Origin of the sequence: Modestobacter sp. VKM Ac-2979 (genome assembly GCF_026967995.1) — a bacterium.
GTDB lineage: Bacteria > Actinomycetota > Actinomycetes > Mycobacteriales > Geodermatophilaceae > Modestobacter.
Window position 1 is genome coordinate 477,457 of record NZ_JAPVBO010000005.1, and the last position, 22,684, is coordinate 500,140.

Annotated in this window: 13 protein-coding genes; 7 read left to right on the forward strand and 6 right to left on the reverse strand. The window is 67.9% G+C overall.

Features of this window, described 5'->3' with window-relative positions:
• Positions 1-27: 27 nt before the first annotated feature.
• Positions 28-1,005, reverse strand: a complete 978-nt coding sequence (locus O2W15_RS17095; RefSeq protein ID WP_269180238.1) for an AAA family ATPase — start codon at positions 1,003-1,005, stop codon at positions 28-30.
• A gap of 23 nt (positions 1,006-1,028) precedes the next feature.
• Between O2W15_RS17095 and O2W15_RS17100 the strand changes: the two genes are divergently transcribed.
• Together O2W15_RS17100 and O2W15_RS17105 are read left to right on the forward strand one after the other, a co-directional pair.
• Positions 1,029-1,160, forward strand: coding sequence for a hypothetical protein (locus tag O2W15_RS17100; RefSeq protein WP_269180239.1), 132 nt, complete (start codon positions 1,029-1,031; stop codon positions 1,158-1,160).
• 60 nt (positions 1,161-1,220) lie between these two features.
• Complete coding sequence (locus O2W15_RS17105) at positions 1,221-1,997, forward strand: DinB family protein (protein WP_269180240.1); 777 nt, start codon at positions 1,221-1,223, stop codon at positions 1,995-1,997.
• Positions 1,998-2,510: 513 nt separating this feature from the next.
• Here the strand turns inward: O2W15_RS17105 and O2W15_RS17110 are convergent.
• Both O2W15_RS17110 and O2W15_RS17115 read right to left on the reverse strand, forming a co-directional pair.
• A complete protein-coding gene (locus O2W15_RS17110; protein ID WP_331253878.1) occupies positions 2,511-4,247 on the reverse strand; it encodes an ATP-dependent helicase in 1,737 nt (578 codons plus the stop codon).
• Positions 4,244-6,046, reverse strand: a complete 1,803-nt coding sequence (locus tag O2W15_RS17115; protein WP_269180241.1) for an ATP-dependent nuclease — start codon at positions 6,044-6,046, stop codon at positions 4,244-4,246. Before O2W15_RS17115 ends, O2W15_RS17110 begins: the two co-directional genes overlap by 4 nt.
• 224 nt (positions 6,047-6,270) lie before the next feature.
• Here O2W15_RS17115 and O2W15_RS17120 point away from each other — a divergent pair, with 224 nt between their 5' ends.
• The 3 genes from O2W15_RS17120 to O2W15_RS17130 all read left to right on the forward strand — a co-directional run bounded on the left by O2W15_RS17120 (position 6,271) and on the right by O2W15_RS17130 (position 11,012).
• Positions 6,271-7,020: a hypothetical protein gene (locus O2W15_RS17120; protein ID WP_269180242.1), complete on the forward strand. Its 750-nt coding sequence runs from the start codon at positions 6,271-6,273 to the stop codon at positions 7,018-7,020.
• 646 nt (positions 7,021-7,666) lie between these two features.
• Positions 7,667-9,538 (forward strand): DUF262 domain-containing protein, encoded by a 1,872-nt coding sequence (locus O2W15_RS17125; RefSeq protein WP_269180243.1) that lies wholly within the window; start codon positions 7,667-7,669, stop codon positions 9,536-9,538.
• Positions 9,539-9,896: 358 nt separating this feature from the next.
• A complete protein-coding gene (locus O2W15_RS17130; protein ID WP_269180244.1) occupies positions 9,897-11,012 on the forward strand; it encodes a hypothetical protein in 1,116 nt (371 codons plus the stop codon).
• Positions 11,013-11,357: 345 nt separating this feature from the next.
• Here the strand turns inward: O2W15_RS17130 and recD are convergent, their stop codons facing one another.
• Genes recD through recC form a run of 3 tightly spaced genes read right to left on the reverse strand, consistent with a single transcriptional unit; the run spans position 11,358 to position 19,596 of the window.
• On the reverse strand, positions 11,358-13,136 hold the full coding sequence (recD, locus tag O2W15_RS17135; RefSeq protein WP_269180245.1) for an exodeoxyribonuclease V subunit alpha: 1,779 nt from the start codon (positions 13,134-13,136) through the stop codon (positions 11,358-11,360).
• Entirely contained in the window at positions 13,133-16,378 is a 3,246-nt protein-coding gene (locus O2W15_RS17140) for a UvrD-helicase domain-containing protein (RefSeq protein WP_269180246.1), read from the reverse strand. Before O2W15_RS17140 ends, recD begins: the two co-directional genes overlap by 4 nt.
• A complete protein-coding gene (recC, locus tag O2W15_RS17145) occupies positions 16,375-19,596 on the reverse strand; it encodes an exodeoxyribonuclease V subunit gamma (RefSeq protein ID WP_269180247.1) in 3,222 nt (1,073 codons plus the stop codon). The genes O2W15_RS17140 and recC overlap by 4 nt, the downstream gene beginning before the upstream one ends.
• 259 nt (positions 19,597-19,855) lie before the next feature.
• On the opposite strand from recC, the gene O2W15_RS17150 reads away from it, so the two are divergent.
• Both O2W15_RS17150 and O2W15_RS17155 read left to right on the forward strand, forming a co-directional pair.
• On the forward strand, positions 19,856-21,412 hold the full coding sequence (locus tag O2W15_RS17150; RefSeq protein WP_269180248.1) for a type I restriction-modification system subunit M: 1,557 nt from the start codon (positions 19,856-19,858) through the stop codon (positions 21,410-21,412).
• Positions 21,409-22,680: a restriction endonuclease subunit S gene (locus O2W15_RS17155; RefSeq protein ID WP_269180249.1), complete on the forward strand. Its 1,272-nt coding sequence runs from the start codon at positions 21,409-21,411 to the stop codon at positions 22,678-22,680. Before O2W15_RS17150 ends, O2W15_RS17155 begins: the two co-directional genes overlap by 4 nt.
• Positions 22,681-22,684: the final 4 nt, after the last annotated feature.

Here is a 22,684-nt window from a genome sequence, read left to right on the forward strand (position 1 = left end):
CCGATGCGCTCAGGCTTCGCGCGTCGGCTACTCGCCCAGCGTGTGCGCAGCCTCGGCGATGTCGCTCGCGGTGAGCGTCGACACGTCGGCACGGTCGAGCGCATCCACACTCCGGCCCGCGTTGCGCGTCAGCCGCAGCGCCTGGCGGTTGAGCGCCTGCTCGAACAGCGTGCGAGCGAAGCGGGCGTTACCTGACTCCTGATCCGAGGTGAGGCCGCCAAGGGTGCGGCGGAGGGTCACCTCGGCGCCAGCCTCCAGCACGTACTCGTGCTGGGCCAGGACGTTGGTGAAGATCGCTTCGAGCTCGTCCGTCGAGTAGTCGGGGAACTCGATCTCGCGGGCGAACCGTGAGCGGAGGCCGGGGTTCGAAAGCAGGAACTGCTCCATCAGCCGGGGATAGCCGGCCACGATCACCACCAGGCGGTGGCGGTGGTCCTCCATGCGCTTGAGCAGGACCTCGATCGCCTCCGGCCCGAAGTCCATCCGGCCGTCGCCCTCCGGGGACAGCGAGTACGCCTCGTCGATGAACAGGACGCCGTCGAGTGCCCGGCGGATCACGCGGTCGGTCTTGATCGCAGTCGCACCGACGTACTGCCCGACCAGAGCGGCCCGATCGACCTCCACCAGGTGGCCCTTCTGCAGCAAGCCGACCGCCCGGTACATCTCGGCCAGCAGCCGCGCCACCGTGGTCTTGCCCGTGCCCGGGTTCCCGAGGAACACGAGGTGCTGGGACGTCGCCGCCTCGGGCAGGCCGTGCGCCTTGCGGCGGGCCTGCACCTGCAGGAAGGCGACGAGCGCCTGCACCTGCTCCTTCACCGCGACCAGCCCGATGAGCCCGTCGAGCTCCGCCTGGATCACCGGCAGGGGTCGGGCCGGGCCGGGGCGGCCGCCGAAGAGGTCGTTCATCAGGTCGTCCACGCCGCGGAGACCGGGCCGCGGGAGCTGCTCGCCCAGGCGGCCGACGGTCTCGCGGAGGTCGTCCAGTGGCTTGCGATTGGACGGCATCTTCCGAGCGTAAGGCCGAGACCGTGCTGGTGCGGACGACCGGGAAGGTGCTGCTGGCGTCGTCGACGTTGGCGCGCCAGTCGCCGGGCAGCGTGGCGCTGCCGGCGAACACCGCCGCCTGGATCAGCGAGGACTGCGTCCCTCTCGCCGGCTGACCGTCAGCCGCCGGCGTACTCAACCGCCACTTCGTCCACCCGCGGCGCTAGCGTCGCTGTGTGGCTGACTTCGAACGGCTGGATCTCCGCGGCTCCCACTTCACCAGGGTCGATCTCGGTGGCACCGAGTTCCGCGCCGTCGACCTGACCGGGGCCGAGTTCCGCGGGGCCACCATGAACGGGATGGTGTTGCGAGGCGTCGAACTGGTCAACGTCGACATCCAGGGAGAGATCGCCAACCTGACGATCAACGGCGTCGACGTCGCGCCCTTGGTGGATGCAGAACTGGACCGGCGGGACCCCGAGCGCGCCGTGATGCGGCCCACCGACCCCGCCGGCTTCCGCACGGCCTGGGCTGTCGTGGAACGGCGCTGGACGGAGACCGTCGAGCGGGCCCGCCAACTCGATCTGCCGCTGCTCCACGAGTCGGTCGACGGGGAGTGGTCGTTCATCGAGACGCTGCGCCACCTCGTGTTCGCGACGGACGCCTGGATCGGCCGCGTCCTGCTCGGTGACCCTGCCCCGTGGGATCCGCTGGATCTGCCCTGGGACGAGATGCCGGACATGCCGGGAATCCCTCGCGCCCGCGAAGTCCAGCCGTCGTTGGAGGTGGTGCTCGAGCTCCGCCGCCAGCGGATTTCCACGGTCCGCCGGGTCCTCGACGACCTCACGGACTCGTCACTGGCGGCGACGACCGAACCTGTCGAGGCACCTGGCTGGCCGGAGCCGCAGGGCTACCTCGTTCGCGAGTGCCTGCAAATCGTTCTGAACGAGGAGTGGCATCACCGACTGTTCGCCGAGCGGGACCTGGCGGCGCTGGAGTCGCGGCAGGCCTGATGAGAACGGCATGGTGGCGACTTCACCAAGCAGACCGGGACGTGAATGGTCACCCCTCGACATCGCGACGGCCACCGAGCAGCATCTCCGCCGGCCAGAGCCTCTGCTTGCTCCGTGATCAAGACTGCCACTGCAACCCTGCGATTTGATCTTGACCTAGTTGATCAACGATGACAAACCATGGAAAGGCGAGTTGACCAGCAGATGTCCGTTGGCCGACGCTGGCTGCATGAGCTCGTCTTGACACGTTTTCGATGAGTAAACGATGCTTGGCCGGCACGATTAATCGCACGATCGGGCTCGAAAAGTGCCGTGGGCGGGTCCACCCGATGGGTGCGTGCCACCGCATGTCGATCGAGTAGCCCAATCCCCGGGCTCAGCCCCGCGCCTGCCGCACGAAGTGCGAGGTTGGCCGGCCATGTGCCGTTGGCGCTGCTATTCGCAGGAGCATTCGGAATCGTCTCCACGACGTGCGCCGCCGACCCATCCGAGCAGGCGTCCGGCTAGCACCGACTAAGCGAGCTGGAAGCCTCCGCCGACGAAGCGATCAATGACCTCCTGAGGCGTATGCGACGGCAGCGCGAGCGCGCAGTACCGCTGAGCCCTACTGAGTGCCACGAAGACAATCCTCAGCTCCTCCGGATCAGTGGGCGTGGACCCACCTTCGGCCATAAGCGGCTGACTCCACACGTCACCTTGTGCCGGATTCCGCCGGTTACCCTTGAGGGGGTCCGCGACGACGATGACTGCCTCCCGGCTCTCACCCTTTACATCGTGGACGGTTTGAGCGACCAGTACTGATGAGCTGGGCGACCCGAAGAACTCGCTGGCTGCGATCGACTCGGGTAGTCCGGTGCTCCTTAGACTGGGGCCCGCAGCATGAGCCGGCTGACTGGTAAGAGTTGCCACCGCAGACGCGACTTTCGTCCGGACTCGAACATTCCAGGCCTTGGCTGGGAGACTCGGGGCTGGCACTCCGTCGAGCACGTGCATGCACGCCTGCCGCAGCTGCCAGCGCCGCTCTGGCTCTATGTGCCCCAAGTCTTCCCCCCAAGCGCAGTAGACAAGCACCTTTTCGATCGTCCGGACATCCTGTAGCGACAAGGTCCGCCCTCCGACGTGACCAGTGAGGACTCGCCCTAGGGCTGCCACGCGCTCCCCCACCTCATCAAGAGACGCCCTACCGTTCAGAAGGTCTACAACCCTATTCGCCCGTGCGAGTACGACTGCACCCGAGGGCTCAATACCTAAATCGTCCAATCTGGCGCTGAAGGATGACATTACTTCAGTCGGGTTCGTCGGATCATAGATCACAAGTTCCGGCGTGATGTCACAATCAGCGTGGGGCCCAACAGCGGACTCCGCTTCTTCACGCTTGGAGAATCTCGCTGTCACGTCGCAGATGACCTGGGACGATCGGTGGTTCTCGCTCAGATGTATGTCTGCGAGCCCTAGGTCCTTGGCAAGTTGCGTGCATCCACTCGGGCTCGCTCCGTTGAACGAATAGATGGACTGCTCGACATCTCCTACCAGGACGAGAGACTTCAGCTTCCCTGTCTCGATCAGCGCACGGAGGCAATCGAGCTGCAGGGCACTGGTGTCCTGCGCTTCATCCACGAGCACTTCGTCAAACCTTGCGGCGACCGACTCCGCGACCACCGGGAACTCACGAAGACAGCGAAGACTAAAGTACATCGCGTCGTCTGCGGTGACGAAACCCGACCTTGCCAGGTGCAGCTTTCGAGTGCGCGCGAGATCGCCACCTTCGCTTGTCGCCTGCTCCTTTGTTAGTCTAAATCGTTTAGGTACCGACCGCGCAAACACGGAACCATCGGGACGGAAGCAAAAGCTGCCGAGTGGCATGCGGGTTTGGACGTCGCCGATGATGAGTTCAGGCCCCTGGCCAAGGGTGACCCTGATCTCTTTGTCGCTCCCGGTCACCAAGTGCCCAAAAGGGTACAGCACATACTTCAACAGGAAGCCATGCAGCGTTCCAACGTAATGTTCCGGACCGAGGATGACGCCAAAATCCCGCGTGATCGCGTTGCGCATTAGGTCAGCGCTAACGTTCGAGTAAGAACAGGCGGCGACCCGTCGGCCACTCCTAGCGATTGAAACCATTCTGGCCGACGCCGACCTAGTCTCCCCGCTTCCTGGGCAGGCGTTCACGAACGCGTTACCGGGTGTATCAACTACTCGGAGTTGATGATCCGTCAGCATGTTTTTGATCAGCTCACGCGTCAGCATCATTCACTGACCTTCGATGGCCGCGAGGCGGAGAACTCGATCGCACGGCGGATGTACGCAGGCACCTCGAAGGCCACAGCCCTGTCGCTGATGACCTCGGCCAACTCCTGGGCGAACCGACCCTTGCAGTCCTTCACAGCTGCCAAGATCTTGTCAGCTCGCCTCTCATCCGAGGAGTCGGCAAGCTCCTTCCGCAAGCGCTTGCTCACACGCGGCTTGATTGGATGTAGTGCGTCAAGCATCGGCTCCCAGTTCCCCGCAAGCGCCAGGTCCCATTCGAACGTCTTGTCCGCGAGCTCGATTGTAATAGCGTCTCCCTTCCATGCGAGAAGGTTTCGAGCCACAGCAGACAGCTCCTGGGTCTCCTCTTCCGCCTTCTCTTCCCCGGCAGCATCGGAGTCCTCGCCGTCTGAAGTCTCGACCGAGCCGCCCGCCGGGGTAGTGCTCGGCTCCTCATCGTCGTCGCTCGGCGACTCAGGCGGGTCGCCGTCACTAATGACTGCGCACCGGTACGGGAGCGCGTCTGTGCCAAAGAGCTTCAGGAACGGCTGGAACGCCACCCCGCCGACGTTCAGGACCGTAACTCCGGATTCAGGGAGCGAGTGACCCACCCGGTCGGCAAGAAGCGGCAGCACCAGTTGCTCCGCGACTCCCTCAACAAGGATGACACCCTTGGCGAACAGCAACGACGCTTTTGTTACGTCAAGGAAGCGCCGGAGGTGCGCGAGCTGCTTTGCGTTCAGTCCGAAGTCGGCCGGCGTCCGCCCGACTGACTCAACCGTCTTCGGAGACTTGATCATCACAGTGACACGTTCGACGGAAGCCGAGCTAGCCAAGTTGGGAGAGTGGCTCGTGACGATGACCTGGGTGGAGGTATCGCCACTGCTTTCCAGGTATCGCACCAATAGGTCTTGCAACTGCGGATGCAAGTGAGCTTCTGGCTCTTCGACCAGCAGAACCCGTAGCGCCGCGTCGCTTCGCTTCTCCAACGCTGCTAGCAGCACGGACATGTACAAAAGATTGTTGTAACCAAGCCCGTTCTCCGTAAGCTCCAACGGAGCAGTGCTTCCTGCCAGAGCGCGGATGCTAGCTACGATTCGCTCGAAGCGAGGGTCCGCGAAAGCTAGGCTACTGAGCTGGCTATAGGCCTCGCCGCCAACCATGTCATGAAGGCGTTGCTGTATGCGCGACCTGGCTTCGGTGATGCTGTCGACTTTACCGAGGTCATCGTTCGCAGTCTTGGCGATGGCCTCAATAGCCGCACGGTCGCCGCTACCCTCCGGCGCCAAAGTGCTCAACAGCGACACCAGCCTATTGTCTCGACCGGGCCGCAAGTCCGCCGCAGCATCCCTCAGGGGCGGCAGGTAGACGAAGGTAACCGCTTCCTTGGCCCAGCGTTCGACCTCCGAGTTGTTCGAATCACCGCCGTAGAAGTCGGCGCGCACCTTCCCTGCCTCGTCCAGCGTCGCCACCATGCGCAGACGCGCGACATCTGGCCCCAAGCTTGGCGCAAGCGTGGTAACCATTCGAGCGCGTTCCACCGCGGTGAGCCCGCGAAAGACCAAGGCGAGTTCGAGGGTTTCCGTCGTTCGTATGCCGACCTCGTCATGTGCGAAGTCGTCAGGCGTCAGATACAGGCGCGCCCTAGGGCCCGCCTCAGGCTCCAGAAAAATCCGAAGAGCATCAATCACGTTCGACTTTCCAGCGTTGTTCTCGCCGACCAAGACCGCCAGCGGATGACTGACCGGAAAGGTTCCTTTCAAATTTCGGAAGCCAGTGGCTTGTAGCTCAGATATGTGCATTGGTAGCTGAATTCTCCCCCGCGCGTCGAACTTGTGAAAGTATTCACGCTTTGACGGCTAGCAAGTTACTAAGATCGTCGTGGCGGATCGGAAGTGACTGCGCCTCCCTCTAACGGAACGGGACCGTTCGGAGACTACGCAGGACCCGTGACAACTTCGCGGAGGTGGCCGGTTCTGTCGTAGGCCGCTGTCAGCCTGATGACCCGCTGATGTAGGAGGTCGCAGTGCTCGAAGAGGTCAGGGCTATCCCCCGCGCGCTGGCGAGTCACCCAGCTGACGACAGCCGGTCCGTCGCCCGAGCCATCAGGTGGTTCCTGCAAGCGGCCGAGCGCGTCGGCGGCCAGCCGCTCCTGTTGGTGCCCCGGCGAAACTTCGACGGCTTTGATAGACCGCTCGTCGACTTGTCGAAGCGCATACAGACGGAGACGTGGAAGACGTTCACGGGCTGCCACTGGCCAGGCGGCCCTGTCCTGGCAGCGTGGCCCGACCGAGATCAAGTAGCCAAGCTGGATGCCGACCGCCGAACCAGTGCCTTGTGCGTGCTCATCTGGAGCGAGCGAGACGTGGCTGCGTGGAGCGCGGCTCACCTGCCGGAGATGCTGTCCCCAACGGCTACGCCCCCGTCGCCGTCCACGGTCTCAGACCCCGCGGTGGAACGGGGGCTAGAGACGGTTACCACGCTGATCAACCAAAGCAACGGCTTGACGGGCTACGGCCGCGACATCGCTGTAACGGCGCTGCTGACACTGCACGACGCGGGCTACCAGCTGGACCCGGAGGAGATTTACGCGTGGACGCTGTCGAAGGGATGGCGACCGATGGGTGCGGCTGAGCTGCGTGATTTTGCAACGGCCATCAACCGCGGGACGCGTCCCCGAGCGCACCGGCCCGCGCTGCGGGCCGACATCCTCGACGTGTGGCGATCGGACGCGGGCGCCTTGCCGAAGACCCGACAGACGCGATCGCGCCCGTGAACTGGACGTTTGGCCGAGGCGGCGAAACCGTGGGTGCCATAGGCCAGACTGCCTAACCGTGGTGCTCCGATCGGCTTCCGCGAACCTGGACACGGCGCCACTGCGCAAGGCGCGGGGAGCGTTCGAGACGATTCCGGCCGGCCGCTGGACTGCCGATGAGACAGTCATGCGCACCAGCCACGCCGCCACCGTGCTCGCCGCCTTCCCGCCGGCCCCACCGTCTCGGCGACTCTGCGCCGGCTTGCCGTCCACCGCCTGCCCATAGAGCCGGCCGTTGCCACCACGGCCCTCACCTCGGTCGCCTTAAGCCCGAACTACAACGCCGTCGTGCTGACCTTCGCCCGCTCCGCCGCCGGACCGGCGCCCCAGCTGCTGGAGTGATCGGCCCCATGTGGAGGCAGCGGCGGCCTGACGAAGGCAGGTGCGCCGTGCGGGGCCCGGGCCACCACCGGCAGCTGCTGCCAGCATTACCCGATGGCCGCCTGAAACCTCGCGGGTCGGCACCACGACCTCTGGGTCCTCGCATGGCACGGCTGTAAGGAGAACGCTTCGCCAGCCACCCTTCCCGTACGACTCCGTCTCGCTCATCACCTACGCTTCCTGGCGACGAGCAGCCGCTCCAGCGCCGGCGCAATCGGGGGACTTCTTGGACGCCAAGACCTATCCACTGCAGGACATCCTCAAGCCGGAACGCCGGTACATCATCCCGACCTTCCAGCGGGACTACGAGTGGACGCTGGACGGCCAGTGGCGGCTGCTCTTCGAAGACCTCGAGACCACGACAGAGCGACTTCTGGACGTTCGCACCGGCGGAGAGGACGTGTCGAAGCTCAAGGCAATGGAGCAAACGATCTCGCCGCACTTCCTCGGTGCAATAGTCTGTGCGAGCCTGCCGTTCGCGACCGGAGGTGTAGCGCTCCGATCCGTCATCGACGGCCAACAACGTCTCACCACAGTCCAGCTACTGATCCGTGGGTTACTCGACGTGCTCGTCGAGACTGATTCGGATCGCACCAAGTCCGTGCGACGCATGCTCTTCAACCCCGACGACGTCATTGAATCACCCGAAGAGGTCTACAAGCTTTGGCCTCGACGCAAGGATCGTGAGCTCTGGCCCGTGGCGCTCGGCGATGCGCTGCCATGCTCCGACGGAGGTTTTAACCACCTCTACCTTGACGCGCGGAAGTACTTCTCTCAGGCGAGCCGAGCGTTCGCCATGAGCGCGAGCGGCGCTGTCGATCCAGCCCGGCTCGTTGCGCTCGCCGACGCCGTGTCGAGCCTCTTCAAGCTCGTAGTAATCGACCTCGACGATAACGACGACGCCCAGGTCATTTTCGAGGTCTTAAACGGTCGCCAAACTCCGCTCTCTGCCATCGACCTAGTCAAGAATCTTCTGTTCCTGCGAGGCGAACTGGCCGAGGAGGACGTTGACAAGCTCTACGACAAGCATTGGGCGCAGTTCGACGACCGGTGGTGGAAGCAGGAGGTCGGTCGAGGTCATGCTCAGCGAGGGCGGCGTGATGTCCTCCTTTCAGTCTGGCTTACTGCAGCCACGGGCAGCGAAGCGAACGTCGGTCACCTCTACCGGGAGGCGCGGACGTATCTCAACGACGGCCCCAAGACCGAGGAGGTGCTTGAGCAACTCAGCACTTTCGCAACGGCTTACCAAGCGATCTACGATGCGGCTCCTGTCGCAGACCGACGCCTCGTCACGGCATACCGACGAATCCGCGCCCTCGACATCACCACGGCGATTCCGCTCCTGGCTTGGCTACGGACCCTGCCCAGCGCCGCCCTGCCTCACGAGGACCACGTTCGAGCAGTGCAGGCCGTCGAGTCTTGGGCGCTGCGACGGGCGTATGTCGGATGGCAAACCCGCGGATACGGCACGCACCTCACTCGCGTCCTGCGGGAAGCGAAGTTGGCAAGCGAGGGGAACGCAGACGTTGCGGACGCCGTCGTCGTGGGATTGCAAGGCGGCGTGTTGGATTGGCCGAATGATGAGGCCGTCCAAGAGGCGTTTTTGAACCGCAGGTTCTACGACGGCATGGCACAGATGCGAATTCGCCTGTTGCTTGGGGCGATCGACGACCGGCTCCGCCGCGAGGATCCGAACGAGCCCGCTGCCGAAGTGTCCTACGACGACCTCCAGATCGAGCACATTATGCCCCAGTCGTGGGGCGCGCATTGGCCGATCGTCGACTCACTAGGCGCCATAGTTCCCAAGGACGAACTGGACCCGCAGTGGCAGGCCGTCAGCGCCGAGCGCCGTCGCACGGTCGACCGAATCGGCAACCTAACTCTGGTGACGGGCACATTCAATCGTGATCTTTCAAACCTCGCCTGGGGGGTCAAGAAGTCTGAGTTTGAGAAGCAGAAATCTCTTGTTATCAACTACGGGGTGGCCCAGAGCGACGCATGGAACGAAGGAAAGATTGCTGACCGCGCTCGCGTACTCGCGGCCGCTGCCATTCAGCTCTGGCCAGCGGCTACGAAAATGCTCTCCAGCTCATCTTGAACAGCTGTGTTCCACGATGACGGCCGTAACGATGACCATCCCACATGGCTCATCCGCGGGTGCTGCTGCCCCTTCGAGATCAAGGGGTGCAATCTTTTTCTGCGGACCGACCGATCGCCGACCTGCCAAGAGGGGTCTCAGTCCGCCTGAATGGCAGCCTTCCGTCCTGGAATCGCCTCGGCGCCCGTACGAGGTGCCGAGCCGATCAAGGGTGAGCACGTCGATGGCGCTGACCGGCGCAGTATTGGACTGACTCGAGGTGGCGCCGAAAGCGGCAGATGCTGACTTCGGTGCTGCTTCATCGAGCGGGATAGCCTCCCGCCCACTCCGCAAACCGCTCGAACCTGGAGGAACTGCCATGCCGGACGCTCCGATTGACGGCGAAAGTGATAGCGATCGTGCCGACCGGGAGGTCGTCGAGAGGGAGCGAGCGGAGCTGCGGGAGTTCGTCGAGGGTCTGAGCCTGGACCAGATCAAGTCGGGGGGATGGTTCACCCAGCTACTGGCTCATGCCCTGAGCTCCTACACTGAAAAGGCCACCTGGCAGTACTTCCAGGAACGGTATGCCGGGGTGCCCGCAGACGCCATCGTCGACCAGCGAATCAAGATGGCGGCTCGGTACGCCTCGATTGAAGGTGGACTCTCGGCGAGCGCCTATACCGCTGCCGTCAGCGCAACGATTGGGAGCCTGGGCGGTGCCAGCCCCCTCACAATCCCAGCCGCCCTCACGACCGTTATGGTCGATGTCGCCTTCACGACCCGACTTCAGCTTCGCCTGGCCCACGACATCGCAGTCCTCTATCGAGTCCCGCTCGACACGTCGGACCCTGACGACCTGTGGAAGCTCATCCGCGTCGCTTTCACGGTCAAGAGCGGCGAGGCAGTGCGTGAGGGCGTGGTTAAGGTTGTGCCGGCCTTGGTGCGGCCGGTGATCAAGCGCGTCTATGCGGGCCCTGTCCTCGCCGCCGCGAAGGGTTTCCCCGTCGTCGGCAAGCACCTCCTACAGCGCAACGTCATCAAGATTGGCATTCCCCTGGTTGGCGTTCCACTATCGGTCGCAGTGAACCGCTACACGACGCTGGTGGCGGGACGGCACGCGCGAGCCGTCTTCCGTAACGAGGCCCGGGTGATCGAAGTTGCCGATACTCTGAGCGGGCGGAGTCGGCACCCGCAATTGCTGCTCTGGGTGACGTGGCTGGTCATTATGGCGGACCGCAAGATCGCAGACGACGAAGCCCTGTTGATGCGGCACCTGGTGAGACTGGTCCGGGATATGCACCAGGTGGTCGATGAACAGATAGCTCGCGTCGTCGATGTGGACCCTGACGAGGTGTGGCGCCGCCTGCACGCCGAGCCGGGTGACTTGAGCGACCTCTTCGACGCGGCCAACCGCGTGGCCACCGTAGATGGCGCCGTCAACAAGCAGGAAAAGGCGATCCTCTCCGAGCTTCAAGATCGGTGCGGCCGAGTCTGACGCCGTTACGGCAGCGAGCCGATGGTGAAGCCGAGTAAGGCATGCGTGCGCGCCAAGAGGTTGATGGAGCGTGGTGCGCCGAGTCGGTGGCGCACCACATCGGCATGTCCCGATGTTCTGAGGGGAGCCCTTACCGTGAAGCTGCCTGCGGTCGTGGATTCACGGACGGTGCGTCCCGTTGGCCCGGCCGGTCATCGCTCCGGTGACGTGGGGGGCTGCCCTCGGTCCGGGTGACGAATTGCCTGTGAGGCTGCGGCCTCGCTACGACGAGACGCGGCGATGCCTGACCTGCGCAAGCGCCTGGTCAAGTGCGACGGCGTCGCGGTTCGGAGCAGGTCCGCGGGATTAGCAATGGCGGCTGGTCGCTCGCGGCCGCTCCGGGGTCTCGACGCGCCTCAAGCCGCTGGCCCGCAACACCTGCCGGCTGACGGCCGCGCGCACCGACTCCTCTGACCCGACGACCCGCACGCTGCGACTGGCCCGGGTGACCGCCGTGTAGAGCAGCTCCCTGGTGAGCAGCGGCGACGTGGCGTGCGGCAGCAGCACGGTCACCGCCTCGAACTGGCTGCCCTGACTGCGATGCACAGTCAGCGCGTGCGCCGGGCTGACCGCCGACAACCGGGACAGCGGCACCAGCACCGGTCCAGCCCCCCGCGGGAACACGGCCCGCGGACCGTCGGGCGTGCGAACGACGACGCCGGTGTCGCCGTTCCACAGCTTGTTCTCGTAGTCGTTCGCGGTGACGATCAGCGGCAGGCCGGGGGCCCACTCCCCCGGCGCTGCACCAGTGAGCCGGCCGATGCGGTCGTTCCAGGCGGAGACCCCGAAGGCTCCGTGCCGGTGCGCGCACAGCAGCCGGTGGCGACCGAGCAGCACGAGGCAGCGGTCGGCGTCCCCGGTCTCAGCCGCGGCGCGCATTTCGCCGGCCACCAGTTGGACCTGCTCCTCCAGCGCCGTGGTGGACTGCTCCAGCAGGAGGTCGCCGCCGTGGGCCAGCAACTCGAGGACGCGGTCGGCGTCCCCGGTCCGCACCGCCTCCGCGACGCCGGCGATGGTGGGCCCGTAGCGCTGGGACACCCGCAGCCGCACGACGCCGTTGCGTAGCTGCTGGCGGTCCTCGTCGTCGAGCTCTGCGCCGTCGGCGGCTGCCTCCACGGGAACGCCGTCCGCTTCGCCGACCGGTGCCGGGCGGTGCACGAGGTCGCTGAGCACAGCGCCCGCGTCGACCGGGGTGAGCTGGTCGGGATCGCCGACGAGGACGAGCCGCGCGGTGGGCGGCAGCGCTTCCAGCAGCCGCGCCATCAGCGTCAGCGACACCATCGACGACTCGTCGACCACGACGATATCGAAGGGGAGCCGGTTGCCGGCGTCGTGCCGGAACCGGCTGCGGCTGTCGGGCCGCCACCCGAGCAGCCGGTGCAGCGTCTGCGCGGTGAGGTCCAGCGGCAAACCCACCGCGGCCGCCTGTTCCAGGACGGACTCCTGGAGCCGGGCGGCGGCCTTGCCGGTGGGTGCGGCCAGCGCGATCCGCGGCGGCGGCCCGGGCTGGTCGAGCAGCAGCCGCAGCAGCCGGGCGACGGTGTGCGTCTTGCCGGTGCCCGGGCCCCCGGTGATGACGCTGACCCACCGGCCGGCGGCGACCGCGGTGGCCAGCCGCTGCAGGTCGGGCGCCGGTCCACCGAAAAGCGTGGGCAGCGGCGCGAGGTCCACCGGCGGCGCAGGACGGGCGGCGCGCTCGTCGAGCTCGCGGCGGACCTGCTGCTCCTGCTGCCAGTACCGGTCGAGGTACAGCAGCCCGTCGACCAGTCGCAGCGGGCGCCACGGCGCCTCGGTCCCGACGGCGACCACCGGGCTGTCGGCCAGCGGTGACCAGTCCTCCGGCCAGGTCAGCTCGACCGGCTCGGCGTCCTCATCGGGCACCACGGAGTCGGCGACGGTGGCGAGCTCGACACACACCGACCCGGCGCGTACCCCGCGCACGGCGAGCGCCGCGGCCAGCAGCACCGGCTCCCGCTGCTCATCGCCGAGCCGGGCCAGCCGCAGCGCGACGTGGACGTCGGCCGCAGTCAGGACGCCGGCCTCGGCGAACTGCCGCAGGAGCCCGTCGGCAAGAAGGGGGATCACGGTCGCCCCGCCAGCAGGTCGGACAGCTCGGCGACCAGCCCGGGCGGCGGCGTCCAGGTGAAGACGCCGGCGCCGGCCAGAGCGGCCGCGCCGGCCATGCCGCGGACGAAGAGGTAGAGCACCGGACCGATGTGCCGGTCCGGGTCGTAGCCGGGCAGCCGCCAGCGCAGGTAGCGGTGCAGGGCCACGCAGTAGAGCAACGCCTGGAGCACGTAGTGGGTGCGCTGCATCTCCTCGGCCATCGCCTCGGCGCGGTAGTGCCACGTGGTCAGCGGCTCGGCGCCGAGCCGGTTGGTCTTGTAGTCGACGACGGCGAATACCGGGCCGGGCAGGCGGAGCACCGCGTCGATGCTGCCGGTCAGGAACCCACGCAACGCCTGCGGCGCCAGTGCGGCCATCAGGTCGGGATAGCCGGACAGCGGACCGAGGTCGTGGCGCCGCAGCAGCTGCGCGACGTCGGCGAGCGTCGAGTGCGGCACCGTGTCGTCGCCCCCGGCCAGCGGCAGCTCGAAGTCAAGCTCGGCCAGCCGGTCGGTGGCCGCAATCGAGGCCAGCGGGAGGCCGAGGTCGCCGAGCGGGGTGGTGAGCACCGGCCGCAGGCCGTCGGCGAGTGCCTGGGCGGTCACCCCGGGCACCAGGTGGCGGGCGACCGCCTCGGCGCACCGCTCGTCCAGCGCGTCGGGGTCAAGGTCCTCCAGGACGGCGTGCACCAGCGTGCCGAAGGCCGCCCCGCCGGGGAGGTCGGTAAGCGGGGACGGGAGCGCGTCGGCGGGCGGCGTCTCGGGCAGCGGCTCCTCCGTGTCCCGCTCGTCGTCCGTGCCGGCGACGTCCGGCTCGCTGGCGAGCTGCTGTTCGTGCGCGTCACGAGTGAGCGCGCTGTAGGAGGTGCGCCGCCACTCCTCGTCGAGCGTGCGCGTGAAGTGGCTGATCGACAGCTCCGGGACCGGCGTCCGCAGCGGCTCCCACCGGAGCGCCGCGCGCCGCGCCACGTCCGCGACCTCGATGCGCCCACCGGACCGGGCAGACAGCGTGGCGAGCGCTGCCGCGACCCCGTCGTCGGGGGGCGGCTGGACCCGGGCGGCCGGCTCGGCGCCCAGACCGGCCGCGCCGAAGAGCAGTCGGTTCAGCGGGGCGGCGGCGGTGTTGCTGCTGGGCGCCCAGTGGGCAATGACCTGGCACCGGGCGCGGGTCAGTGCCACGTAGAGCAGCCGTAGGTCCTCGCCGGACTCCTCGGCCTCGTGCCGGGCGCGCGCCGCGGCGTACCCAGGTCCGCTCGAGCCGCCGACGTCGAGCACCCGGCGTCCCTGGTCGTCGTGCAGCCGCAGCACCTGCGGCTTGTCCGGCGTCCACCGGTCCCAGCCGAAGGGCACGTACACGATCGGGAACTCCAGTCCCTTGCTCACGTGGACGGTCATGAGCTGGACGGCGGCGGCGTCGGACTCCAGGCGCCGGCTGCGCTCGTCGGCCCCCTCCACGGAGGACTGGGCGATGCGCCGACGCAGCCACTCGACGAGCGCGGTCAGGCCGAGGGACTCGCGCTGCGCCGCCGCGTGCAGCACCTGGCCGATGTGCTGCAGGTCGGTGAGCAGCCGTTCCCCGTCGGGCCGGGCGAGCAGCCGCGCGGGCAGGCCCTTCTCGGCGGTCAGCACCTCGAGGAAGGCGGCCACGCCACGTTCGGCCAGCACGTCCGCCCAGCGGCGCAGCTGCGGGCCGAGCTCGTCGGCGAGCTCGTTGCCGCCGGCGTCGAGCGACTCCTCGTCGTACCCGAGGAAGACCGACAGCGCCGCCGAGCGCACCCGGCCGGCGCGGTGCGGCTGTTCCAGCGCCTCCAGCAGCCGCAGCCAGGAGGTGGCGCTCGGGGTGGCGAAGACACTGCCGCCACCGGCGAAGACGGCGGGCACCCCGGCGCGGCCCAGCGCCTCGCGCAGCAGGTGTCCCTGGGCGTTGGTGCGCGCCAGCACGGCAAGGTCGCCGGGCTGCACGGTCCGCCCCTCGTACTCGGCGCCGCCGGACAGCAGGTCAACGACGTCCGCCGCCACGTCGCCGGCCACGGCGTCGCGCAGCCGGGCGACCGACGGCATCCCCTGCCACGTCCGCCCGTGGCCGGTGCGCTCCAGCCGCCGGAGTCGCAGCGGCGCACCCGCGCCGGTCAGCCGTGCCGTCGGATGGGCCGAGTTGACCGGCCGGACGACGATCCGCTCATGCCCGAGCGCGGCCCCGCCGAAAACCAGGTCAAGCGCCTCGAGCAGCGGTGCGTCGCTGCGCCAGTTCGTGCCGAGAGTCGCCTCGGTGGTCGCCTCCGCGGCCGCCGCGAGGTAGGTGGTGACGTCGCCACCGCGGAAGGCGTAGATGGCCTGCTTCGGGTCGCCGATCAGCACCAGCGTCGTCCGGCCGTGGAAGGCGCGCTCCAGGATCTCCCACTGCACCGGGTCGGTGTCCTGGAACTCGTCGACCATCACCACCCGGTATCGACCAGCCACCCGCTCGCAGGCACCCGTGCCCGAGAAATCGTTCGTGAGGGCGTCGCGCAGCAGCGAAAGCCAGTCGTCGTAGTCGACCAGCCCGACGGTCCGTTTGCGTTTCTCGACCTCGCGGCGGACCGCGGCCGCGGCGCGCCGGCGCCGGCCGGCCGGTCCCTCGTCGCTCAGCGGCCAGAGCGTTGCCTGCCGGTCGCTGCCGACCGCGCGACGGCCGAGGTCGAGGAGGTCGGCGTGGGAGAGGAAGGGCGGGTCGGCGGAGCCGGCGAAGGTGCGCACGTATAGGTCGTCGACCACCTCGCGCACGAGGTCGTCGATGTCCTCGACGAAGGCGGCGGTGGGGTCGGCGTCCGCGGCCATGCCGAGGCCGGCCAGCATCTGCGAGCAGAACGAGTGTGTGGTGGCGATCGTCGCCTCGTCGAAGCCGGCCAGCGCCCGCGCGAGCCGCCGCTGTCGGCGCACGACCTCGTCGTCGGGGACGTCGGCGAGCAGCTGCAGGACGGGGTCGCGCTCGGCCCTCCGCGCGGCGTCGGGGTCGCGCAGTCCGCGCTCGGCGGACACCAGGCGCTCGCGCACCCGGTCGCGGAGCTCGCGGGAGGCGGCGTTGCCGAAGGTGACCAGCATGATCTCCGACAGCTCGGCCGCTCCCTCGGCGACGTAGCGCGTGGTGAGCGCGGCGATCGCGAAAGTCTTGCCGGTACCGGCGCTGGCCTCGAGCACCGTCGTGCCGGTCGGCAGCGGGCCGCAGACGTCGAAGGCGTTCACGAGAACTGCTCGCCCGCGCGGATCGGCGTCCAGAACCGGGAGGCGAGCGCGCCGAAGCGCGTGGCCTCCCCGGCCCACTGCTCCCCGTCGCCGGGCACGGCCGCGACGAGTCGCTCGAACTCCGGCTTGTCGCCCCACGCGTAGTGGTGAGACCGGTCCTCGCGCTCGCCGCCGGCCTCCCGGTTCCACTCCTTGCGGGCGGCGTCGAGCGCCCGCTCGGGCGGCTTGCCGTCCAGGCGCTCGCCGGCGTACGCCCACGACGTCTTGACGGCCATCGGCAGGGGCTCGCACATGCCGCGGTCGTATAGGTCGACGAGGTCGGCGAGCGCCGCCACCGGATCGGCCGGCGCTGTGATGGTGGACGTCCGCGCCCGGTCGCCGCGCCGACCGACGGTGATCGCCTGCCCGGTCCCCTCCGCAGCCGCCAGGGCCAGCGCGAGCACCCAACCCCGGGCCCGGTGCTTGGCGGACAGGCTGGAGTAGGTGACGGTGACGACCGCGCCATCCCGCACGCCGTTCACCGTGCCGGCGAGTTCCCGGCCGCCCAGGTCGAGCCGGACGTCGACCGTCCGGGGCGTCGGGGCGACGGCGGTGCGGCCGACGGCGGCCAGGGCGTCCACGCGGCCGGCGACCCGCTGCAGCACCTGTTCGCCCAGCCCGCGCGGCGGCAGCGTGCCGCGCAGCCACTCGGCCAACCGGGCGTCCTCCGCCCGGGTACCGCGCAGGCTGGCGGCGAGCAGGCGCTCGCCCACCGCCCACTCCTGCAGACCGTCGAGAGTGGTGACGAGCGCGTCGGCGATCTCGTCGTCCTCGCCGGGCAGGGTGATCCGCAGTCGCTGCCGCAGGTAGGCCTTGACGGGGTGCTCGACGAAGGCGACCAGGTCGTCTAGCGCGACCGGCCCGGTCAGCGGCCCGAGCGGCCGCCGCTGCGGCTCGGGCTCGCGGGTGAGCACCGAGCGACGGGCACCGGCCAGGCTCACCGGATCGAAGCTGGGAGGCGGCGTCCCGGTGAAGGACCGGACGTCGTAAGGCTGCAGGGGATGGCGGGTGACCACGTCGTCACGCGCGCCGGGCACCATTGCGTCGACCACGTCGAGTAGCTCCCCGAGCGGGACGGCGGGAGGCCTGGTCGCGCCGCTGACCGGGTCGGCGCCGGTGTAGAGCAGGACCACCTTCTCGCCGGCCGCCATGAGTGCGTCGAGCAGGAGCTGGCGGTCCTCGCTGCGCACGTCCCGCTCCCCCACGCACGCGTCGCGGGCCAGCACGTCGTCACCGTCCATGCCGGCGGTGCGCGGGAAGACGCCGTCGTCCAGTCCGAGCAGCACGACGACCCGGTGCGGCACCGATCGCATCGGCACCAGCGTGCAGACGGTCAGGTTGCCGGTGCGGAAGTTGGCGCGGGTCGGCCGCCCGCCGAGGCGATCGGCCATCAGCGCACGCACGTCGGCGAGCCCGACCGGGGCGACGCCTCCCTCGCCGGCCTCGGCCAGCTCCCGCCGGGCCTGGGCGAGCTGCCAGGCGTCTGCTGGGTCGCTTTCGGTGAGCAGGTCGAGGGCGCCGGCCAACGTGTCAATCCAGTGCCCGGCCGGGTGCTCGCCGCTGAGCGCCGTCAGCACGTCCTCCAGCCGGTCGAGGAGCTCGGCGAGCCGCCCGGCGAGGTCGATGTCGCTGCTGTCGACGTCATCGAGGGGCAGTGCGCGGTCGAGCCACACGGGCTCGTCCTCCGACGTCGTCACCCCGAGCAGCACGCGGTCGAGCCCGGCCTGCCAAGTGCTCTGCGCGACCGAATCCAGTCCGAACGGACGGCGGGTGGAGGAGTCGATACCCCACCGCACCCCAGAGCGGGCGACCCAGTCGCGGATGCGCTCGAGCTCGTCGTCGGTGAAGCCGAAGCAGCGGCGCACCCCCGGGGTGGCCGCCAGGTCGAGCACCTGACTGGCCGTAACCCGACTCTGCGCGAGGTCAAGCAGCGCCGCCACCGTGTCCAACAGCGGGTTGGTACGGCGCAGACTGCGGTCGGCCAGCCGCACCCGAAGGGCGCCGCCGGGGTGCGGCGACCCGGGAACGAGGCCGAACGCGGCCGAGATCAGCGGGGCGAACGTCTCGACGTCGGGACACATGACAAGGACGTCGCGCGGCTCAAGCGTGGAGTCGTCCTCGAACAGGCGCAGCAGCAGCTCGCGCAGCACCTCGACCTGCCTGCCGGGGCCGTGGCAGGCGTGCACCTGCAGGGTGTCGTCGAGCGCGGCGGGGCCGGGGAGCGCGTCGTCACGAAGGTCGGCCTGCAGGCGGCCGAGCAGGGTGACCGGGCGCGCGGCGTCCTCGTGGTGCTCGTCCTGGTACGGCGGGAGCCGGAGCTGGAGTTCGCGGACGTCACGGGCCAGGCTGCGCAGGAGCGGGTGGTCGGGCAGGGTCGCCGTGTCGTCGTCGCGGCGGCGGCCGGCGGTGTGGCCCTCGATGCGCTGCCAGAGCACGGGGCTGGGGTGCGGCAGCCAGAGGTGCACGTCGCGGTGCTCGGCGAGCGCGCTCAGCACGGCGAGCGCGTCGGCGTGCAGGCGGGTCGGCCCGAAGACGCTGATCCGTTCGGGCAGGTCGGACAGCGCGGGGTCTGCCCTCAGCGCGGCGCACTCTTCCTCGAGCCGCTCGGCCGGGCTGGGTCCAAGCCGGTCGCGAAGCCGCCGCCACAGCTCGGCCTGCCAGTGCAGGTCCGCGGGCAGCGGGTCGTGTCCGTCGGTGTCGCGGCCGTTGGCCCAGTCGCGCAGCATCTGCGGCCGGTGCGCGCCGTAGGAGCGGAAGAGCCCGGCGAGGCGGGCCGCTGCGGCCCATCGGCGGCCGCGGCGGTGGTCGTCGGCTCCGTGCCCGAGGTGCTGCGCGAGCACCTGGCACCACGGCTCCCCGAGGTGTTCGTCGACTACCTCGAGCAGCGGCCAGACCGGGTTCTCCCAGCGGTCGTCGCCCAGGACGGAGCCTCGCGCGGCGGCCATCGCCTCGTCGACCAGCCGACCGGACGACGGGAAGACGACGCCGGAGCAGATGCCGTCACGGGCGGACCCGGCGCCGAGCACGGTCGACAGCCGCTGCGCCAGCCACCGCTCCACCCCCTTCGCGGGCACGGCAACGACCTCAGACGCAAACGGGTCGGCCAGCGGCGTCGCGAGGACGGCCGCCAACCCGTCGGCGAGACGCGCCGTCCCCTCGGCACGGTGAATGTGGAGCACCCGCGTTGTCTACCTGACGGATCGACAAGACTCCCGGAGGGACCCGCTAAAGGTAGGGCCAAACTCTCTCGACGCCCTGGGCCGTTGGTAGCGCCCCGAGGCACTCCGGATTCAGCTTCTGAGTTCCGCCGGGAGCCCTGGAACGAGTGGCTTGGTGCCGTGGCTAAGCGCTGGCGCCACGGCACACGAAAGAGTCAGGCGAGCTTCAGCCAGTAACCTGGGAGATACCCTCTGTGCGCGTACAAGCAGAGCTGGAGGAATGATCTTGAAGAGTGCCGACCTAGCGAGCGTCCGCCGCACATTGTGGGCGGCCGCTGACGGCTTCCGGGCGAACTCCAAGCTGACTCCGGTGCAGTATCGCCCGCCGGTGCTCGGATTGATCTTCCTCGCTTACGCCGAGCACCGCTTCGACGAAGTCAGCCCCGAACTGGAGGCCAGGGCCACCCCCCGCAATCCGGTGACGCCGGGCGACTACAAGGCCATGTCCGTGCTCTACGTCCCCGACGAGGCTCGCCTCTCCCGGCTCGTGAGCCTGCCGGAGGGCGAGGACCTGGGGAAGGCGGCCGACGAGGCGATCAAGGCGATCGAGACTGCGAACCCGGAACTGAAGGACGTCCTCCCGCGTGGCTACCAGCGGCTAGACCGCGCGACCCTCGTCGAGTTGCTGCGGCTGTTCGCGCCGCTGCCCCGCCAGCTTTCCGGAGACGCCTTCGGGTTGATCTACGAAGACTTCCTGTCGAACTTCGCCGCCCAGGAAGGCCGCCTTGGTGGTGAGTTCTTCACGCCCTACTCAATCGTCCGCTTGATCGTCGAGACTCTCGAGCCGTTCCACGGGCGAGTGCTGGACCCCGCCTGTGGTTCCGGTGGCATGTTCGTGCAGAGCGCCAAGTTCGTGGAGCGCCACAACGAGTCGCCGGTGCGCGAGCTGACGATTTTCGGCGCGGAACAGAAGGAGGAGACCGTTCCGCTCGCGAAGATGAACCTTGCGCTGCACGGCCTCTCCGGTGACATCCGGCTGGCGAACAGCTACTACGAGGACCCGCACCACGCCGTCGGGGCCTACGACTACGTGATGGCCAACCCGCCGTTCAACGTCGACAAGGTCAAGAAGGAGAAGCTCGCCGGCGACAGGCGGTTCCCGTTCGGCGTCCCTAGGGCGGACAACGCCAACTATCTATGGATCCAGCTGTTCTTCGCGGCCCTCACCCCGACCGGGCGAGCCGGCTTTGTCATGGCCAACTCTGCTGGCGACGCGGGCCACTCCGAGAAGGAGATTCGCCGGCAACTCATCGAATCCGGCGCGGTCGACGTGCTGGTCGCTATCGGCCCCAACTTTTTCTACACCGTCACCCTGCCAGTCACGCTGTGGTTCCTCGACCGCGGCAAGGTCGGGACCGAGCGCGGGGACACGGTGTTGTTCATCGACGCCCGGCACCTGTACCGGCAGATCGACCGAGCGCACCGTGACTTCCTGCCCGAGCATATCGAGTTCATCGCCAACATCGTGCGGCTCTACCGCGGCGAGAAGCCCGACACACTAGACGGTAGCGAGACGCTGATCAGCGAGAACTTCCCGGACGCCGCGTACGTCGACGTGCCCGGGTTGTGCAAAGTCGCGACCCGCGCCGAGATCGAGAAGCAGGGGTGGAGCCTCAACCCCGGCCGCTACACCGGCACCGCGATGGTCGATGACGACGGCGTGGACCTTACCGAGAAGCTCGCCGAGCTCTATGAGGGGTTCTCCCGGCTCAGCGACGAAGCCGACGTACTGCGCGCCAAGGTCGACATCGCGATCCAAGGAATCCTCGACGCATGAGCGAGTGGCCGCACAGGCTTCTCGGAGACCTGATCCACGTGAAGCATGGGTTCGCCTTCAAGGGCGAGCACTTTACGGGCGTTGGCGACAAACTCGTACTCAAACCAGGCAACTTCCCGATTGGCGGAGGAATCCGACTCCGCCCCGCAAAGGACGACTACTACACGGGGACTTTCCCGCCAGAGTTTGAGTTAGCACCTGGCGACCTGCTGGTCGTGATGACGGACCTCACGCAGGCCGCCCCGATTCTCGGGTCGCCAGCGTTCGTCCCAACGGAGCCAGTAATACTGCACAACCAGCGGCTCGGGCTCGTGACGATCAAGCCGGACGTTGAACTCGACGAGCATTTCCTCTACTACCTGCTCCTGTCGGATACATCTCGTAGCCAAATCAGGGCGACAGCAACGGGCGCAACTGTTCGGCACACCGCTCCCGAGCGCATCTATAAGGTCCGGGTCGCTGTGCCCGAGTTGAAGGTGCAAGAACGAGTTGGAGAGGTCCTCTGGTCGCTAGACGCCCTCATCGAGAACAACCGGCGACGGGCTGAGGTGCTGGAGGGAATAGCGCGGACGATTTACCACGAGTGGTTCGTTCATTTCCGTTTCCCTGGTCACGAGAATGTCTCGCTCGTCGACTCTGACATCGGCCGGATCCCCGAGGGCTGGGAGGTGCTCGCCGCCTCCACGGTGCTGACCGTGAACCCCCGGGTGCGCGTGGACAAGGGGGCGGAGCGTCCGTTCTTCGCAATGGCCGACTTGAGGGAGCAGAGCATGGTGTGCGCCCCGAGTGCTCGCCGCACTTCGAGTTCGGGTTCGAAGTTCGAGAACGGCGACACGCTGTTTGCTCGGATCACACCTTGCCTTGAGAACGGCAAGACGGGATTCGTGCAGGTCCTCGATGCGGGCGAGACCGGATTTGGCTCAACGGAGTTTATCGTGCTTCGCGGAAGATCCGTTGGTCCGGCGTTCACATACTGCCTGGCCCGCTCAGAATCGTTCCGCAAGCATGCGATCGGCAGCATGAGCGGTGCGAGCGGACGCCAACGAGTGCGCAACGAGTGCTTTGACTCCTATCTGCTCACACAACCACCACGGAACATCGCCGATCAGTTCGAGACGGCCGCTGCACCACTGTTCAAGTCCGTGGAAGTTCTGCGCCAGGTGGCAGATCGGCTCCAGTCCATGCGTGACTCGTTGCTGCCGAAGTTGGTGACGGGCCAAGTCGACGTGTCGCGGCTGAATCTGGATCCGCTGGTAGGGGTGCGGTGACGAG

Bases quoted from the DNA above. Each gene is read 5' to 3' on its own strand.
- O2W15_RS17095 (WP_269180238.1), bottom strand. From the start codon at position 1,005: ATGCCGTCCAATCGCAAGCCACTGGACGACCTCCGCGAGACCGTCGGC.
- O2W15_RS17130 (WP_269180244.1), top strand. From the start codon at position 9,897: ATGCCGGACGCTCCGATTGACGGCGAAAGTGATAGCGATCGTGCCGAC.
- O2W15_RS17150 (WP_269180248.1), top strand. From the start codon at position 19,856: ATGATCTTGAAGAGTGCCGACCTAGCGAGCGTCCGCCGCACATTGTGG.
- O2W15_RS17115 (WP_269180241.1), bottom strand. From the start codon at position 6,046: ATGCACATATCTGAGCTACAAGCCACTGGCTTCCGAAATTTGAAAGGA.
- O2W15_RS17155 (WP_269180249.1), top strand. From the start codon at position 21,409: ATGAGCGAGTGGCCGCACAGGCTTCTCGGAGACCTGATCCACGTGAAG.
- O2W15_RS17110 (WP_331253878.1), bottom strand. From the start codon at position 4,247: ATGATGCTGACGCGTGAGCTGATCAAAAACATGCTGACGGATCATCAA.